This is a genomic window from Reyranella sp., assembly GCF_036558665.1.
Taxonomy (GTDB): domain Bacteria; phylum Pseudomonadota; class Alphaproteobacteria; order Reyranellales; family Reyranellaceae; genus Reyranella.
Genome location: NZ_DATBFE010000095.1, coordinates 1 through 16,614 on the forward strand (window position 1 = coordinate 1; position 16,614 = coordinate 16,614).

The following is a 16,614-nucleotide window of genomic DNA, read 5'->3' on the forward strand; positions in this document are numbered from 1 at the left end:
TGCCAGCTCAGATCGCCCCAGTTCCGGTAAAGGTCGTAGACCGACGCCCCGATCATGGTCGGCATGGCGAGGAAGAAAGAAAATTCCGCCGCGGTCGCACGGTCCACGCGGAAAGCTCGCGCGCCCATGATCGTGGCGCCAGAGCGCGAGACGCCCGGACACATCGCCAGGCACTGGCAAGCCCCGATCCAGAACGAGGTCTTGAAATCGATGTCGTCCACCGACTTGACGCGTGGCCGCTGAGCCAGCCGCTCGATCACGAGGATTGCGATCCCTCCCACGACCAGCGCGACTGCCACCACCATGGGATTGTCGAGAAGCTGCTTGATGTACTTGAAGGCGATCACGCCGATCACCGCCGCGGGCAGGAAGGCGACGAGAACCGCGCCGGCGAAGTGCAATGCCCGCGGCTCGCGGTTGATCGCGCCAATCACGGTGGCAACGATCTTGACGCGATAGAGCACGCACACGGCCAGGATCGCGCCAAGCTGGATCACGATGTCGAACACCTTGCCGGGCGGGCCCTTGAAGTCGAGGACGACCTCGGCAAGGACGATATGCCCGGTCGAGGACACCGGCAGGAACTCGGTAAGGCCCTCGATGACGCCGATCACGAGCGTCTTCCAGATCAGCGCCAGATCCATCTGGTCAGTCCCTGAAGCGCTTCGCGCGTGGCCAGCCCTTTTCCGGCATGCGACCCGCCTGTGCCCGCTCGCCGCGCCAAAACTTGAGCTCGGCAGCCGCGATGGTCCGGCCGGCCCACGGCAGGCCATCGGATAGCCGGAAGGCCTGCGCGTCCGAAAGCTGGTCGGCCTTCGACTTCTGCAGCAGCACCCCTCGACCCCGCCCCATTTCCGGCACCTGCTCGAGCGGAAAAATCAGGAGCTTGCGGCCCTTGCTCAAGGCTGCGATGGAGTCGGAGCCGTCGGGCACGACTGAAAAGGCAACGGCCTTCTCCTCGTCCGTAAGGTTCAGCACCTGCTTGCCGTTCTTGGTGTGGGCCACGACCTCGTCTTCGGGCACGACGAAGCCGCGACCGGCGTCAGACGCGACCAGGAATTTGCGGCCGCCTTTCAACACCTCGAACTGGACGATGTCCTGCTCGTTGCCGAGCTCGATCATCAGACGCAGCGGCTCGCCGTGGCCGCGGGCGCTCGGGAGGCGATCGCACGGCAGGGTATAGAATCGGCCGTTGGTCGCGAATACCAGGATCTTGTCGATCGACTGCGCATGCACCGCGAACTTCGGCTGATCGCCTTCCTTGTACTTGAGCTCGGCGGCCGCCTTCTCATCCAGATGTCCTTTGGCGGCGCGAATCCAGCCTTTGTCGGACAGCAGCACCGTGACCGGCTCGCGCTCCACGAAGTCCTCGACGGCATGCTCGACCTCGGCCGGCGCGTCGGCAAGTTCCGTCCGGCGCTTGCCGAGGGCCGTCTTGGAGCCGAACTTGGCCTTGATCTCCTGCACCTCGGCCGAAATAGCCTGCCACTGCAGCTTCTCCTCCTTGAGAAGCGCCTTCAGCTCCTTGCGCTCGACGGTAAGCTTCTTGTGCTCGCCCTTGATCTCGAACTCTTCCAGCCGGCGCAGGGCGCGCAGCCGCATGTTGAGGATCGCCTCGGCCTGCAGATCGGTCAGCCTGAAAGCCCTGATCATCTTCGGCTTGGGCTCGTCCTCCTCGCGGATGATCTTGATCAGTCGGTCGAGATTGAGATAGGCAACCAGATAGCCATCGAGAATCTCCAGCCGGCGCTCGATCTCGGCCAACCGGAAGGTCGACCGTCGGACCAGTACTTCGCGGCGATGGTCGAGGAAAGCCTGCAACGCTTGGCGCAGGTCCATCACCCGAGGCGTGTTGTCCTTGTCGAGAACGTTGAGGTTCAACGGGAAGCGGGTCTCGAGATCGGTCAGCCTGAAGAGCTGCTCCATCAGGAGCTCGGCCGGCACGTTGCCGGTCCGCGGATCTAGCACGATGCGCACGTCCTCCGCCGATTCGTCTCGCACGTCCTCGAGGATGGGCAACTTCTTGGCATTGATGATCTCGGCAATGCGTTCGATCAGCTTGCCCTTCTGAACCTGATACGGAATCTCGGTGACGATGATTCGGTACTGGCCGCGCGGCAACTCCTCCCTGATCCAGCGTGCACGCAGGCGGAACGCGCCGCGGCCGGTCCGGTAGGCTTCGACGATGGAGTCGCGCGGCTCGACCAGCAGACCGCCGGTCGGGAAGTCCGGCCCCCTCACCAGATCGACCAGTGTTTCGATGCGCGCATTGGGCGTGCGGATCAAGTGCAGCAGCGCATCGCATAGATCGCTGGCATTGTGCGGCGGGATCGACGTCGCCATGCCGACGGCGATGCCGGCCGCGCCATTGGCGAGAAGGTTGGGAAAGCCGCCAGGCAGCACGATCGGCTCCTGGGCGGAGCCGTCGTAGTTCGGCCGGAAATCGACGGCGTTCTCGTCGATGCCGGTCAACAGGGCTTCGGCTACCGCCGTGAGGCGTGCCTCCGTGTAGCGCATGGCGGCCGGGTTATCGCCGTCGATATTGCCGAAATTCCCCTGCCCCTCGATCAGTGGATAACGGACCGAGAATTCCTGTGCGAGGCGCACCAATGCGTCGTAGATCGACTGGTCGCCGTGCGGGTGGTACTGGCCGATGACGTCGCCCACCACGCGCGCACTCTTCTTGAAGGCGCTGTTCGGATCGAGTCGAAGCTGCCGCATCGCATAAAGCAGCCGCCGATGAACGGGCTTGAGGCCGTCGCGCACATCGGGCAGTGAGCGCGCCATGATCGTCGACAGCGCGTAGGACAGATAGCGCTCCTGGAGCGCCTGTCCGAATTGCACCGGCTTCACGGTGGCGAGCGGAATGACGTTGGTGCTGCGTTTGGCCATCGATCGGAACGTAGAGGGGAGCGGCCGCGATCGACGCCGCAGCCGTCATTGTTCTAGCGGTGCAGCGCTTCCTTAAATCTCGACCGGGCGGGAGGCAAGGGCTTGTTGTGCGGCCAAAACACATGCCGCTCGAGGAAATAGCCCGTCAAATCGAGGCCCTGACGCAGCTCGTCGTCATCTTCCGGTAATCTGCCGGTGGACAGAAACGCCGGTAGGGCAAGCAGCCTTTCCCTGTAGGGCTCGGCCGCGGTGCGCGACACGGCCCGCCCTGTCTTGGGCGAAACATAGGCGAGATCCTCGGAGGCACCCGAGACTGCGCACTTCGCGAGGTCGAGCCCGAAGCCCAGCTCCTGCAGAAGGCCGATCTCGAGCTTCACGTATATGAGGGGCCAGCCCGTGTGGCCGAGCGCAGCGAGAAAGGCCTGGAAGCCGTCGAATATCGCCGGATGCGGCTCGCGCTCGGGCAAGGCCGCATCGACGACGGCGCAAGCCGCCGCAAGGCCCGCCAACTCGACCGCGTCATCGAGGGCGCGCGCAGCGTGCGGCTCGCGCAGCTCGCCGGTGAAGTTCCCGAGCTGCTCGGCGAGCCGCGCCCGCCATTCGACATCGACGACATTGCCCGGCTGCCAGATCGGCCTCGCCTTGCGCGAGACACCGCCATGAATGAAGCCGGCATGCCGGCCGTGATCGCGCGTCAGGAGCGAGACCACCAGCCCGGTCTCGCCATGGGGCCTGCTGCCGAGCACGACCGCGCGGTCCTTCCATTCCATGTGTCGGGTATGACCCGCTTTCTCTTCCCGTTCAAATGAGGACGTGCCCACGCCGCAGGCCGAGGGATAATGCTTTCGTCGCCAAAGGCGACGAACGGCGACGCTTCCTCGGAATGGGAAGAGAGATCACGGCTCGTAGTCGAGACCTATGGTGCGATAGTGCGCGGGATCCTCGGCCCAGCGCTCGCTCACCTTGACATGCAGGAAGAGATGGACCGGCCGCTCCAGGATGTGGGCAAGCTCGTGCCGTGCTCGCGCGCCGATCTGCTTGATGCGTGCGCCGCCCCTGCCGAGCACGATGGCGCGCTGGCCCTCGCGTTGTACATGGATCGTTTGCTCGATGCGCACCGAGCTGTCGCCCCCCTCCTCCCACTTGTCCGTTTCGACCGTGGCCTCGTAGGGCAGCTCCTGATGAAGCTGCAGGAAGACCTGCTCACGGGTGACCTCGGCCGCCAGCAGACGCATCGGCAGGTCGGCAGCCTGGTCTTCGGGATAGAGGAAGGGACCCGCTGGCAAGCCCGCCGCCAGGACTGCCAGCACATCGGCGACACCGTCCCGCTTCAGGGCACTCACCATGAAGGTGTGCTCGAACGGCAGGAGCGCATTGAGCTCGCCGGTAAGACCCAGCAATTTCTCGCGTGGTACCAGGTCAATCTTGTTCAGGACGAGGTAGCGGCGGACGCGCGACTGCTTCAGCTTCTCGGCAATGGCCCGCGTCTCGTCGCCTATTCCGCGTTCGGCGTCGACGACTAACGCGAGGGCGTCGGCATCTTCCGCGCCCTGCCATGCCGCCGCCACCATGGCCCGCTCCAGGCGACGCCTGGCGACACGGAAGATGCCCGGCGTGTCGACCAGCACGACCTGGGCACGTGTGCCGTCGGCGAGGTCGGTCATGGTGATGCCGATCACGCGCATGCGCGTCGTCTGGACCTTGGGCGAAACGATGCTCACCTTCGCGCCGACCAGGGCGTTGACCAGCGTCGACTTGCCGGCATTGGGCGCGCCGACGATGGCGACGAAGCCGGCGCGGGTCGCAGGCCTGGTCATCGCCGGTCGAGTTGCTCGAGCAGGGCCTCCGCCGCCAGACGCTCGGCCTCGCGCTTGCTGCCGCCTCTTCCCCGGCCGGAGGCGTGGCCCTTGACCGCTACGTCGACCAGGAAGACCGGCGCATGAGGCGGCCCTTCGCGGCCGACCTCGCGATAGGCCGGCAGCGGTAGCCGGCGGGCCTGCGCCCATTCCTGCAACGCGGTCTTGGCATCGCGCGGCGCCGTCGCCTGGCTCGCGATCCGATCACCCCACAGCGCTTCGACGCAGCCCGCAGCCGCGGCGAAGCCGGCATCCAGGAAGACCGCGCCCAGGAGCGCTTCCAGGGTGTCGGCCAGGATATTGGCCCTCACGCCGCCTTTCTGGGCGCGCTCGGAGTCGGCCAAACGAATGTGGACACCGAGGCCGATCCCCTCGGCGATTTCGACCAATGTCTCGGCGCGCACGAGGGCAGCATGCCGCCTCGCCAATCCGCCTTCGCGCTCGCGCGGGTACCGGTGCAGCAGAAGATCGGCCATCGCGAGGGACAACACGCGGTCGCCGAGGAATTCAAGACGCTCGTTGCCATGGGGAAAAGCCGCCTTCAGCGCGGGGTGCCGGTCGAGCGCGCTGCGGTGCGTCAGCGCCTCGGCGGCCAGTTCGGGACGCGCAAAGACGTGCCCGATCCCCTTCGTCAGCGCCGCCAGTTCGACGTCGCTCGGCGTCAGTGGATCGCCCTGAAGAAGCGGCTGAAGCGGATCGCCACAGGCCATTTCCAAGGTTCCGACCAACCCGCTTCCGACGGGTCGTGGGAGAAGAAGATGAACTCGGCACGACCCACGAGGTTCTCGGCCGGTACGTACCAGCCGAGTTGATCGCGCTCGCGCGGCGCTCCGCTGATGTCGCGCAGCATAAGCCGCGTGCGGCTGTCGAGCGAATCGTCGCGATTGTCGCCCATGACGAAGTAGCTGTTCGCGGGCACCAGAAATTCCGGAGTATTGTCTGACGGCCCGCTGTCAGAGTACTGCAACACCGTGTAGGTCGGTCCGTCCGGCATCGTCTCGCGATAGAGCATGCCCTTCTGGTAGCTGCCGCCACCCTTCGCGTACTCGCCGATACGTTCTCGCTTGACCGCAACACCGTTGATATGGAGCACACCATTCGTGACCTGGATGCGATCGCCGGGAAGTCCGACGATGCGCTTGATGTAGTCGGTCCGGTTGAACCCCTGGCCCTGGTCGCCCGGATACTTGAACACGGCGACGTCGCCGCGCTTGGGCGAATGGAAGAAGATGCGGCCCGAGAACAGGCCGAGCGAGAACGGGAACGAGTGCTTGCTGTAGCCGTAGGAGAACTTGGAAACGAAGAGATAGTCCCCGACGAGAAGGGTCGGGATCATCGATCCGGACGGAATGTTGAACGGCTCGATCACGAAGGTGCGCACCACCAACGCGATCAGCACGGCATAGACGACCGTGCGGACGGTTTCGCCCAAGCCGCCGGTCTTTTCCTGTCCTCGTTTGCGCCGTTCCGCCACTTCCGTCATCGCCGTTCCAGTTTGGACGAGCCGCGCCTATAGCAGGGCGGAAAGGCGCTGTCTCCGTCTCCCGACGCCGCATGGGAACAATGAAGGTCGCCCGCTTCGGCTTCATCGCCGGGCAATGCGAGGCGCAGCTTCATCAAGTTGCCTGTTCGCCCTGCCCGGGAACGGCCGAAATGATCACAAAGGCCTGTGCCAAGGGGAATTCGTCGGTCAAAGTCACGTCGATTTGCGGCGACATTCCGGCGGGCGTGATCTCCTTGAGGCGTGCCAGCGCACCGCCCGTGAGGGCCAAGGTGGGCTTGCCGCCTTTGAGATTGGTCACACCCATGTCGCGCCAGAAGACGCCCCGCCGAAGGCCCGTGCCCAACGCCTTGGAGCAGGCCTCCTTGGCCGCGAAGCGTTTGGCATAGCTCGCCGCCCGCGTCGCGCGGCCTTCGGAGCGTCTTTGTTCGGTCTCGGTGAAGATACGCTGGATGAAGCGGTCGCCGAACCGCTCGAGCGATTTCTCGATGCGCCTTATGTCGACCAGATCGTTGCCGATGCCGATGATCACGCCGCCTGCCCTGCCGCGCGTGCCTCGTCCATCAGCCGCCGCATCTCCAGGATGGCCTTCTCGAGACCGACGAAAATCGCCTCGCCGACGAGGAAGTGGCCGATATTGAGTTCGCGCACTTCGGGGATCGCCGCCACCGGGCCGACGTTCGCGTAGCTCAAGCCATGGCCGGCGTGGCACTCCAGGCCGAGCTTGCCGCACAGCGCCGCCGCCTTCCGCAGGCGAGCGAGCTCGGCATTCTGCGCCGCGCCTTCTAGCTCACAGTACCGTCCGGTATGCAGTTCCACCACAGGGGCGCCCAGGGCCACGGCGGCGTCGAGCTGGCGCGGATCAGCCTCGATGAAAAGCGAGACGCGGATGCCGGCGTCGCGCAGGCGCGCGACCAGCGGCTTCAGATGGTTGTGCTGCCCGGCCGCATCGAGGCCGCCTTCCGTGGTCCGCTCCTCGCGCTTTTCCGGCACGAGGCAGGCGGCATGCGGGCGGTGGCCGACCGCGATGCCGATCATCTCGGGTGTCGCCGCCATCTCGAGGTTGAGCGGAATCTTGAGCTCGCGCGTCAAGCCTTCAATATCGCCATCGACGATGTGGCGACGATCCTCGCGCAAGTGGGCCGTGATGCCGTCGGCGCCGGCCGCCGCGGCGATCGCGGCCGCCCGCAGCGGGTCAGGCAGCTTGCCACCCCGTGCGTTGCGCACGGTGGCGACGTGATCGATGTTCACTCCGAGGCGCAGGGGAGGAAGAGCGGGCATAAAGGGCTTTGGTTCTTGCTGGATGCGGCAGGTTTCAGTTGCGGGCGCGCTCGACGGCGTTGATGGCGGGAGTGGCGCGCAATGCCGCCGTGATATCGGCGAGGTGCTTCACGTCGGCCACCTCGACATCGATCACCATATCGAAAAAATCCATCGACCGGTTGACGATGCGGAGATTGGAGATATTGCCCTCGTGCCGCGCGATCACGGTCGACAGGCTGGACAGGCTGCCCGGCTGGTTGGCGACGGTGATCTTGAGACGCCCGGTGTAAGCCGCCTCGCCCTCTCCGACGGCATCCCAGCCGACATCGATCCAGCGCTCCGGCGCATCGGAGAAGCTCTCGAGCGTCGCGCAGTCGATCGTATGGATCGTGACGCCTTTGCCGGTGGTGATGATACCGACGATGCGATCGCCCGGCAGCGGATGGCAGCAGCGGGCAAAATGGACGGCCATGCCAGGGATGAGGCCGGTAATGGCGATCTGGCTCGATTCCCTCTTGCTCTCGCGCGCCTTCGCCGCCTTGTTGCGTGCCCGGGAGATCGGCACGACATCGGCGCCGCTCTTGCGCTGCTGCTTCTGCTTCAGTCCGGGATAGACCGCGATCAGCACCTCGCGCGCGCCGATCAAGCCGGCGCCGACCGCCGCGACCAGATCGTCGGTGGTCGCCTGCTTGAAGTTCGCCTTCACGTCGGCAAGGCCCTTCTCGGTGGCCTCATAACCCTCCTCATGGAACGCCTTGTCGAGGAGCGACCGGCCGAGCTGCACGTATTGCTCGCGCTGCCGTGTGCGGATGAAGCGGCGGATTGCGGCCTTGGCCTTGCCGGTGACGGCAAAACGCTCCCAGGTGGGTGACGGCGTCTGCGCCTTGGAGGTCACGATCTCGATCTGATCGCCATTGGACAACTGCGTCCTCAGCGGCAGCATGCGGCCGTTGATCTTGGCTCCGACACAGGTGTCGCCGACCTGGCTGTGGACGGCATAGGCGAAATCGATCGGCGTCGCGCCGCGTGGCAGCGCGATCAGCTTGCCCTTGGGCGTGAAGCAGAACACCTGGTCCTGAAACATCTCGAGCTTGGTGTGTTCGAGGAACTCCTCGGCATTGGGCGCCTTGTCGAGGATCTCGATCAGGCTGCGCAACCAGGCATATTGCGGTGCGTCGGTCGACGGCCCGCCCTGCTTGTAGATCCAATGGGCGGCGACGCCGCGCTCGGCCTGGTCCTGCATTTCGGCGGTGCGGATCTGGATCTCGATGCGCTGGCCGAGCGGGCCGATCACGCCCGTGTGCAACGAGCGATAGCCGTTGGGCTTGGGCACCGAGATGTAATCCTTGAAGCGCTGCGGCAGTACCTGATAGCGGCTGTGCAGCAGACCGAGCGCCTGATAGCATTGCGCCGCGTCGGCGACGATGATGCGGAAGGCCATGATATCGGCGAGCTGCTCGAACGACACGTTCTTCTGCTGCATCTTGCGCCAGATCGAATAGGGCGTCTTCTCGCGGCCCGAGACCTGCCCCTCGAGCCCGCCTTCCTTCAGGGTTTGCGTCAGCTCGGCCTCGATCTGAGGGACTATCTGCTCGCCTTTTTCCTTGAGATATCCCAAGCGGGCGAGAACCGAAGCGCGGCCGTCCGGATTGAGCTCGGCGAAGGCCAGCTCCTCCAGTTCGCGCTTGACGTTCTCCATGCCGATGCGCGAGGCGAGCGGCGCATAGATGTCCATGGTCTCGCGGGCGATGCGGCGGCGCCGTGCCGGGTCCTTGATGTGCTTCAGTGTCCGCATGTTGTGCAGGCGGTCGGCGAGCTTCACCAGGAGGACGCGGATGTCCGACGACATGGCGAGCACGAGCTTGCGCAGGTTCTCGGCTTCCTTCGTGGTCTCCGACTGCACCTCCAGGCGCGACAGCTTGGTGACGCCATCGACCAGACGAGCGATGTCCTCGCCGAATATGCCCGCGATCTCCTCCCGCGTGGCGTCGGTATCCTCGATCGTGTCATGCAACAGGCCGGTAACGATCGAAGACGTGTCGAGCCGCATCTCGGCCAGAATGCCGGCCACCTCGACAGGGTGAGAAAAATAAGGATCCCCGGACGCCCGCAGCTGGGTGCCGTGCTTCTTGAGCCCGTAGACGTAGGCGCGATTCAGCATGTCCTCATCCGCCTCCGGATCGTAGGACTGCACGCGTTCAACCAGTTCGAACTGCCGAATCATCGCAATCACCCATTATATGGGGCCGATTGCGTCGGCTCTATGCTGTTTGCACGAATAGCAGGGCTGAGCCCTGCTAGGGTTGGCGTGCCTACTCCGTGATGTCGTCTTCCTCGGCCATGGGAAGCGCCTTGGGCTGCGCCGCTTCGGCGCCGCCCTGAGCAAGCGCGGCCGCCAGTTCCTGCTCGAGTTCGGCCATTTCGTTGACCTCCTCGGGCTTGTCGATGTCGGCATGCTTCTGCATGCCCGAGATCAACGAATCCTTGAGCTGGCTCTGGTCGAGCTTGGTCTCGGCGATTTCGCGCAACGCCACGACGGGGTTCTTGTCGCGGTCGCGGTCGACCGTGATCTGGGCGCCGGCCGAAATATCGCGTGCCCGCTGGGCCGCGTACATGACGAGCTCGAAACGGTTGGGCACCTGCAGAATGCAGTCTTCGACGGTGACACGCGCCATGGAGACCTCTGTTTTCCCGGGAGCCGCGCGTTATACGCGCGCCCCGCCAAAACACAAGTGGGACGGCAATCAAAGCCTCTCGATCAGTTGGTTTGGAGGCAAGGCGGCCACCAGGGCATCGATCGAGATCCCGCTGACCGGGTGGCGCCAATCGGGCGCCAGGTCCGCCAAGGGGCGCAGCACAAAGGCGCGCCCGCTGAGCCGGGGATGGGGAAGGGTCGCTTTTCCCGGGCCGCCGGCCGCGACTTCCCCCCTAAAATCCAGCAAATCCAAGTCGATAGTCCGGGCGGCGTTGGCCACCGATCGGACCCGCCCGAAGGCCTCCTCGACGGCATGCAGCCGGGCCAGAAGGGCATCGGCAGGCAGGCTTGTGGCGATTCTCGCCACGGCGTTCAGATACCAAGGCTGATCGGAAGCCGGAATGGGAGAACTACGGTACCATGGCGACAGGCGCTCCAAATGGCTGCCTCGCCGCTCCAGGTCGCGCAAAGCGGCTTCCAAAGTCGCTCTGGGTGGGCCAAATTGGGGATGGGCAAGATTGCCACCCACGCCGATATAGATGCCCTTTGGCCCCAAAAATGTCACAGGCCCTTCCTTTAACCTGTTGTGATCAATGGGATAATGCCCTAAACTTAAAGCGATGCAGGAGCGGTGTGGATTACTGTGCTCCTGTTGCTTATAATTTCGTTCGCTCCCTCTGCGTATATTGAACAAAAGGATAATCGCCATGAAAGGCAATTTTTACGAGAACGAGCGCGTCGCGCTCTTTATCGACGGCGCCAATCTCTATTCGGCCGCGCGTGCGCTCGGCTTCGACATCGACTACCGCCGCCTTCTCAAGGTGTTTCGCGAGAAGGGCCGGCTGGTCCGCGCTTATTACTATACCGCTCTTGTCGAGGATCAGGAGTATTCGCCGATCCGGCCCCTGATCGATTGGCTGGACTACAACGGCTACACCATGGTCACCAAGCCGACCAAGGAATTCACCGATGCCATGGGCCGCCGCAAGATCAAGGGCAACATGGACATCGAGCTGGCCATCGACGTGCTGGAAATGGCCGAGCATCTCGACCACGTGATCCTGTTCTCGGGCGACGGCGACTTCCGGCGCCTCGTCGAGGCCGTGCAGCGCAAGGGCCTGCGGGTCTCGGTGGTGAGCACCATCAAGTCGGCGCCGCCAATGGTGGCCGACGAACTGCGGCGTCAGGCCGACGACTTCATCGAGCTGTCGGAGCTCGCCCCGTTGATTGCACGCAATCCGTCAGAGCGGGCGGCGCGGCCGGCGGCCGCTCCCAGCACCAATGACTCGCTCGAGGACGGTCCGCACGAACATCTGATGCGCACGGCCTAACCACGACGCTGTGGCTGCTCCGCGTTTCGACGAGCCGCCGCGCGACTGTCCGCGCTGCCCAAGGCTCGTGGCCTTTCGCCACGAGCTGCAGGCCAGGTTTCCGGACTGGGGCAATGCTCCCGTCCGCTCGTTCGGCGATCTCGAAGCGCGCCTTCTGATCGTCGGTCTCGCGCCTGGCATGAGAGGCGCCAACCGCACCGGCCGGCCATTCACCGGCGACTACGCCGGCGAACTTCTCTACGCCACGCTGCTGGAGTTCGGCTTTGCCCAGGGCAGCTACCGGGCCGATCCGACCGACGGGCTGCGCCTCGTCGACTGCCGCATCGCCAACGCGGTGCGCTGCCTGCCACCCGAGAACAAGCCGCTGCCGACCGAATTCACCGCCTGCCGCCCTTTCCTGCAGGCCGAGCTTGCCGTCATGCCCAAGCTGAAGGCGATCCTGGCACTGGGCAAAGGAGCCCACGACCAGGTCCTGCGCGCCCTGACGGTTCGGCCGGCCGGCGCCTATCCCTTCGTCCACGGCCGGATACATGATCTGCCTATCGGCCTGCAGCTCGCCGACAGCTATCATTGCTCGCGCTACAACACGAATACCGGGCGGCTCACGACCGAGATGTTCCACGCCGTGTTTGGGAAGATCCGACAGATGTTGGGAAGCTGATCAGCCGGCCAAGGCCATTTGCACCGCACCGGTGATCTCCGGCGATAGTGGGCCGACCTTGCTCGGCCACGAGCCGACAAGCTGGCCGTTCCTGTCGATCAGATACTTGTGGAAGTTCCACTTGGGGGTGGCGGCCTCGCCGGCCTCGCCGGAAATCCATTGGTAGAGGCCGTGCGCGTCCATGCCGACCACCTTCTGCTTTGAGGTCATGGGGAAGGTGACGCCGTAGTTGTTCTCGCAGAACGCAGCGATCTCGGGCTCGGTCTTGGGCTCCTGCGCGCCGAAATCGTTGGACGGTACCCCCACCACGACGAGGCCCTTGGGACCATAGGTCTCGTGCAACTTCTGCAGTTCCGCATATTGCGGAGTGAACCCGCAGAAAGAGGCGACATTCACGAGCAATACCGGCTTGCCGGCAAAGCTCTTCATGTCGAGCGGCTTGTTGTCGATGGTGGTGAAGGTGAAGTCATGCGCCGATGCCATTCACGCCTCCTCGTCGTAACGCTGCTCGCGCCAGGGATCGCCATGATTGTGGTAGCCGCGCACTTCCCAGAAGCCGGGCTTGTCGAGCACGGAGAATTCGATGCGCTTGATCCACTTGGCGCTCTTCCAGAAGTAGAGCTTCGGGATTACGACGCGCAACGGACCGCCATGTTCCCGGCTGATCGCCTCGCCGTTCCAGCTCCAGGCCAGCAGGACGTCCTCGGCCGCGAAATCGGCGAGCGGCACGTTGGTCGTGTAGGTGTCGTAGCAGTGGAAGACGACGTGCCTTGCCTCGGCCTTGGGCTTGACCCGCGCGATTAGTTCGCGCGCGCTCACGCCCTCCCATCCGTTGTCATAGCGCGACCAGGCCGTAACGCAATGAATGTCGGTCGCGAGCGTTGTCCTTGGCAGGTCCGTGAACTCGCCCCATTTCCAGTTTGCCGGATGCTCCACTTCGCCGTCGACGAACAGGCGCCAGGCATGGATCGGAATCTCCGGCTGGATTCCGAGGTCGAGGACAGGCCAGTTGTCGACCTTGCGCTGGCCGGGCGGCAGGCGCTGGCTCGGCGCAGCGGCCTCGCCGGTGAGCAGACGGCCGTCCTCGGCCCATTTCTGCTTGGTGTCGATCAGCTTGTTCTTGAGTTTGCCGAAGAGAGTTACGCCGTCGTCGGCCATCGCGTCCTCAGATGCTGCGCCCCGCCCTCGCCCAATATGGGGCGCGAAGCTTGCGTTTGAAGATCTTGCCCGAATCCTCGCGCGGCAGCGCGGCGCTGAATTCGACCACCTTCGGCACCTTGTAGCGCGCCAAATGCTCACCGAGGAAGACGCGCACCGCCGCGCCATCGATCGCGGCGCCCGCCAACGGCTCGACATAGGCGCAGATCTGCTCGCCATACTCCTCGTCGGGAATACCGAACACCGCGCAGTCGCGCACGCCCGGCATCTGGATCAGCACCGACTCGATCTCGGCCGGATAGATGTTCACGCCGCCGGAGATGATCATGTCGCGTTTGCGGTCGCACAGGAAGATGTAGCCGTCGGCATCCTGATAGCCGACGTCGCCCACCGTCACGAGATCGCCAAGCGCCACCTCGCGGCGCTTGGCGTCGTCGTTGTTGTAGGTGAACTCGGAGAGATGCGGACCACGCAGGTAGATCTCGCCGACCTCGCCCCGCTTCACATCCCGGCCCTGCTCGTCGACGATGCGCAGGACCCCGCCCTCGACGACGTGCCCCACCGTGCCGGGCTTCCTGAGCGCCTCTTCTGAATCGTGCCAGACCACGATCCCGGTCTCGGTCGCACCGTAATACTCGTTGATGACCGGTCCCCACCACTCGATCATCCGGCGCTTCACGGCGGGTGCGCACGGCGCGGCGCCGTGGGTGATCCAGCGCAGCGAGGAGAGATCATACCGCTTGCGCACCTCCGCCGGCAGGCGCAGCAGGCGCACGAACATGGTAGGCACGATATGCATATGACTGACGCGATGCCTGTCGATCAGCCGCAGCATGTCCTCGGCCTCGAAGCGCGGCTGCAATACGACGCGGAGACCAAGCCGCGCACTGCTCATGCCGTAAGCCGCGGGTGCCGAGTGATACATCGGCCCGTTCATCATCACGACGATCGAGGGATCGGCCACGAGGCCCCAATAGCGGCCGACCTCTGCCGCCGCTGCCGCCTGCAACTCGAGCGTGCTGGGCTGGCGGCGCACACCCTTCGGCCGACCGGTCGTGCCCGAGGTGTAGATCATGCTGCCGCGCGAGAGCTTGGGCGGCGCAGCGCCTGGCTCGCTCGCCGCGACGAACGAATCCCACGTCTGTTGGCCAGCAGGCGCTTCCCGGCGCTCGCCAGGGACGTTATAGGCATCGCCGATTTCCAGTGGCGTCGGCACGACCAGGACCTCGACGCCCGCAGGGACTCCCGACGCAACTGCGGCCAGCAGGTCGGCGTGGATTACCAGCACCTTGGCCGAGCAGTCGCGCAAGATGTAGCCGGTCTCCTCGGCGGTGAAGTGCCAGTTGATCGGCACAGCATAGGCGCCGAGCTGCCCCGCCGCCATGTTGACCTCGAAGGTCGCAAAGTCGTTGCGCAGCATCAGGGCGACGCTGTCGTCCTCGCCGACGCCCAGTCTGGCGAGGCCGCCGGCGCCGCGCGCGGCATTGGCCTGGATGTCGGCCCAGCTCCGGAAGCGCTCGCCTGAAGTCACGCCCGCTGTCATTGCTTCCTCTCCTTCTTGCGGCCCGGCGTCGCCGCTCCTTTCATCATCGTCGAGCCCTGAAAGGCAGCCAGCGACCTGTAATCCGGCCCATGTGCCAGCATGCCGGACTGGTGCAGCATCACGATACCGTGGATCGCCGCCCACATGGTCCAGCCGAACAGCTTCGGGTCGACGTCTATCACACCCGCCTCGACCATTTGTTCGGCGCCGCGCGTGATGAAGCGTGCCGCCCTGTCGGCTTGCGCACCAAGCTCCGGATGATTGTCGTCTATCGGCGCATCGATATCGAACATGATGCGGTAAGCGTGCGGATTCTTGAGCGCGAAATTGAGATAGGCCTCGCCGACCGATCGCCCTCGGCTCGCCGGATCGGGCGCCGACGCCGCCGCCTTCTCGAGGGCGTCGGCGAATCGGCCAAAGGCTTGGGCGCGCACGGTCGCGAGGATGTCGGCCTTGTCCTTGAAGTAGCGATATGGCGTCTTGGGACTGCAGCCCAGTGCTTCGGCGAGCTGGCGCATGGTGACACCCTCGTAGCCGAAGCGCGCGAAGCGCTCGGTCGCGACCTTGCACAGCTCGGTGCGGAAGTCGGCGATGTCCTGTTCTGTGAGGTAGCGCGGCATGATTTACGTACACAGTGTGTACGCAAACCCCGCCGCGGTCAAACTGCCGCGCAGCGAGGAATACGCTCAAGCCGTCTCGGCGAACAGCTCGCGGCCGATCAGCATACGACGGATTTCGCTCGTGCCGGCGCCAATCTCGTAGAGCTTGGCGTCACGCAAGAGGCGTCCGGTGGGATAGTCGTTGATGTAGCCGTTGCCACCCAGGAGCTGGATTGCATCGAGCGCCACTTGCGTTGCCTTCTCGGCGGCATAGAGGATCGCCCCCGCCGCATCCTTGCGCGTCGTCTGACCACGGTCGCAGGCCTTCGCTACGGCATACACGTAGGCCTTGCAGGCGTTCATCGTCGTGTACATGTCGGCAAGCTTGCCCTGTACGAGTTGGAACTCGCCGATGGCCTGGCCGAACTGCTTGCGCTCGTGGACATAGGGCACGGCGATATCCATCGCCGACTGCATGATGCCGAGCGGGCCGGCCGCCAGCACAGCACGCTCGTAGTCGAGGCCGCTCATCAGCACGTTCACACCCTTGCCGACCGCACCGAGGACATTTTCCGCGGGGATTTCGCAGTCCTCGAACACGAGTTCGCCGGTGGAAGAGCCACGCATGCCCATCTTGTCGAGCTTCTGTGCCACCTTGAAGCCTTTGCGGTCCGTCTCGACGATGAAGGCCGTGATGCCGCGCGGGCCGGCGCTGGCCTCGGTCTTGGCGTAGGTGACGACCACCTGCGCGTCGGGGCTGTTGGTGATCCACATCTTGGTGCCGTTGAGCACGTAGCGGTCACCCTTCCTGTCGGCGCGCAGCTTCATGCCCACCACGTCCGAGCCGGCGCCGGTTTCGCTCATCGCCAGGCTGCCGACATGCTCGCCGGAGACCAGCTTGGGCAGGTAGCGGCGCTTCTGGTCGTCGGTGCCGTTGCGGCGGATCTGGTTGACGCACAGGTTGGAGTGCGCGCCGTAGCTCAGCCCGACGGCGGCGGAGGCGCGGCTGATCTCCTCGACGGCGACGACGTGCTCGAGATAGCCCAGGCCGGAACCGCCGTATTCCTCCTCTACGGTGATGCCGTGCAGGCCGAGCTCGCCCATGCGGGGCCACA

At 64.8% G+C, this 16,614-nt stretch carries 18 protein-coding genes; 2 read left to right on the forward strand and 16 right to left on the reverse strand.

What is annotated here, in order from left to right; genetic code table 11:
- The 11 genes from VH499_RS15110 to folK form a co-directional block, all read right to left on the reverse strand.
- Nucleotides 1-644: undecaprenyl-diphosphate phosphatase (locus tag VH499_RS15110; protein ID WP_332053569.1), on the reverse strand; the 644-nt coding region annotated here is incomplete at its 3' end.
- A gap of 4 nt (nucleotides 645-648) precedes the next feature.
- Entirely contained in the window at nucleotides 649-2,892 is a 2,244-nt protein-coding gene (gene parC / locus VH499_RS15115) for a DNA topoisomerase IV subunit A (protein WP_332053570.1), read from the reverse strand.
- Between the two features lie 53 nt (nucleotides 2,893-2,945).
- Nucleotides 2,946-3,662, reverse strand: a complete 717-nt coding sequence (gene recO / locus VH499_RS15120; RefSeq protein WP_332053571.1) for a DNA repair protein RecO — start codon at nucleotides 3,660-3,662, stop codon at nucleotides 2,946-2,948.
- A gap of 126 nt (nucleotides 3,663-3,788) precedes the next feature.
- Nucleotides 3,789-4,709 carry a GTPase Era gene (gene era / locus VH499_RS15125; RefSeq protein ID WP_332053572.1) on the reverse strand — a complete coding sequence of 307 codons (921 nt, stop codon included), beginning with the start codon at nucleotides 4,707-4,709 and terminating at the stop codon, nucleotides 3,789-3,791.
- Nucleotides 4,706-5,458, reverse strand: a complete 753-nt coding sequence (rnc, locus tag VH499_RS15130) for a ribonuclease III (protein ID WP_332053573.1) — start codon at nucleotides 5,456-5,458, stop codon at nucleotides 4,706-4,708. The genes era and rnc overlap by 4 nt, the downstream gene beginning before the upstream one ends.
- Nucleotides 5,410-6,231: a signal peptidase I gene (gene lepB / locus VH499_RS15135; protein WP_332053574.1), complete on the reverse strand. Its 822-nt coding sequence runs from the start codon at nucleotides 6,229-6,231 to the stop codon at nucleotides 5,410-5,412. The genes rnc and lepB overlap by 49 nt, the downstream gene beginning before the upstream one ends.
- Before the next feature lie 133 nt (nucleotides 6,232-6,364).
- A complete protein-coding gene (gene acpS, locus VH499_RS15140; protein WP_332053575.1) occupies nucleotides 6,365-6,781 on the reverse strand; it encodes a holo-ACP synthase in 417 nt (138 codons plus the stop codon).
- Nucleotides 6,778-7,530: a pyridoxine 5'-phosphate synthase gene (locus tag VH499_RS15145; RefSeq protein WP_332053576.1), complete on the reverse strand. Its 753-nt coding sequence runs from the start codon at nucleotides 7,528-7,530 to the stop codon at nucleotides 6,778-6,780. Before VH499_RS15145 ends, acpS begins: the two co-directional genes overlap by 4 nt.
- A gap of 34 nt (nucleotides 7,531-7,564) precedes the next feature.
- Nucleotides 7,565-9,736 carry a bifunctional (p)ppGpp synthetase/guanosine-3',5'-bis(diphosphate) 3'-pyrophosphohydrolase gene (locus tag VH499_RS15150; RefSeq protein ID WP_332053577.1) on the reverse strand — a complete coding sequence of 724 codons (2,172 nt, stop codon included), beginning with the start codon at nucleotides 9,734-9,736 and terminating at the stop codon, nucleotides 7,565-7,567.
- 88 nt (nucleotides 9,737-9,824) lie between these two features.
- On the reverse strand, nucleotides 9,825-10,187 hold the full coding sequence (rpoZ, locus tag VH499_RS15155) for a DNA-directed RNA polymerase subunit omega (RefSeq protein ID WP_414709790.1): 363 nt from the start codon (nucleotides 10,185-10,187) through the stop codon (nucleotides 9,825-9,827).
- 69 nt (nucleotides 10,188-10,256) lie between these two features.
- Entirely contained in the window at nucleotides 10,257-10,916 is a 660-nt protein-coding gene (gene folK / locus VH499_RS15160; protein ID WP_332053578.1) for a 2-amino-4-hydroxy-6-hydroxymethyldihydropteridine diphosphokinase, read from the reverse strand.
- On the opposite strand from folK, the gene VH499_RS15165 reads away from it, so the two are divergent.
- Together VH499_RS15165 and VH499_RS15170 are read left to right on the forward strand one after the other, a co-directional pair.
- Entirely contained in the window at nucleotides 10,915-11,538 is a 624-nt protein-coding gene (locus VH499_RS15165) for an NYN domain-containing protein (RefSeq protein ID WP_332053579.1), read from the forward strand. The two genes, folK and VH499_RS15165, sit on opposite strands and share 2 nt — an antisense overlap.
- A 10-nt stretch (nucleotides 11,539-11,548) precedes the next feature.
- The gene (locus VH499_RS15170) at nucleotides 11,549-12,199 is read left to right on the forward strand and encodes a uracil-DNA glycosylase (protein WP_332053580.1); all 651 of its coding nucleotides are present in this window, start codon (nucleotides 11,549-11,551) and stop codon (nucleotides 12,197-12,199) included.
- On the opposite strand, the gene VH499_RS15175 is transcribed toward VH499_RS15170, so the two are convergent.
- The 5 genes from VH499_RS15175 to VH499_RS15195 form a co-directional block, all read right to left on the reverse strand.
- Nucleotides 12,200-12,682: a glutathione peroxidase gene (locus tag VH499_RS15175; protein WP_332053581.1), complete on the reverse strand. Its 483-nt coding sequence runs from the start codon at nucleotides 12,680-12,682 to the stop codon at nucleotides 12,200-12,202.
- Nucleotides 12,683-13,357, reverse strand: a complete 675-nt coding sequence (locus VH499_RS15180) for a sulfite oxidase-like oxidoreductase (protein ID WP_332053582.1) — start codon at nucleotides 13,355-13,357, stop codon at nucleotides 12,683-12,685.
- 7 nt (nucleotides 13,358-13,364) lie between these two features.
- Nucleotides 13,365-14,900 carry an acyl-CoA synthetase gene (locus VH499_RS15185; protein WP_332053583.1) on the reverse strand — a complete coding sequence of 512 codons (1,536 nt, stop codon included), beginning with the start codon at nucleotides 14,898-14,900 and terminating at the stop codon, nucleotides 13,365-13,367.
- A complete protein-coding gene (locus tag VH499_RS15190) occupies nucleotides 14,897-15,520 on the reverse strand; it encodes a TetR/AcrR family transcriptional regulator (protein WP_332053584.1) in 624 nt (207 codons plus the stop codon). Before VH499_RS15190 ends, VH499_RS15185 begins: the two co-directional genes overlap by 4 nt.
- 66 nt (nucleotides 15,521-15,586) lie before the next feature.
- A partial coding sequence (locus tag VH499_RS15195) for an isovaleryl-CoA dehydrogenase (RefSeq protein ID WP_332053585.1) occupies nucleotides 15,587-16,614 on the reverse strand: 1,028 nt, incomplete at its 5' end.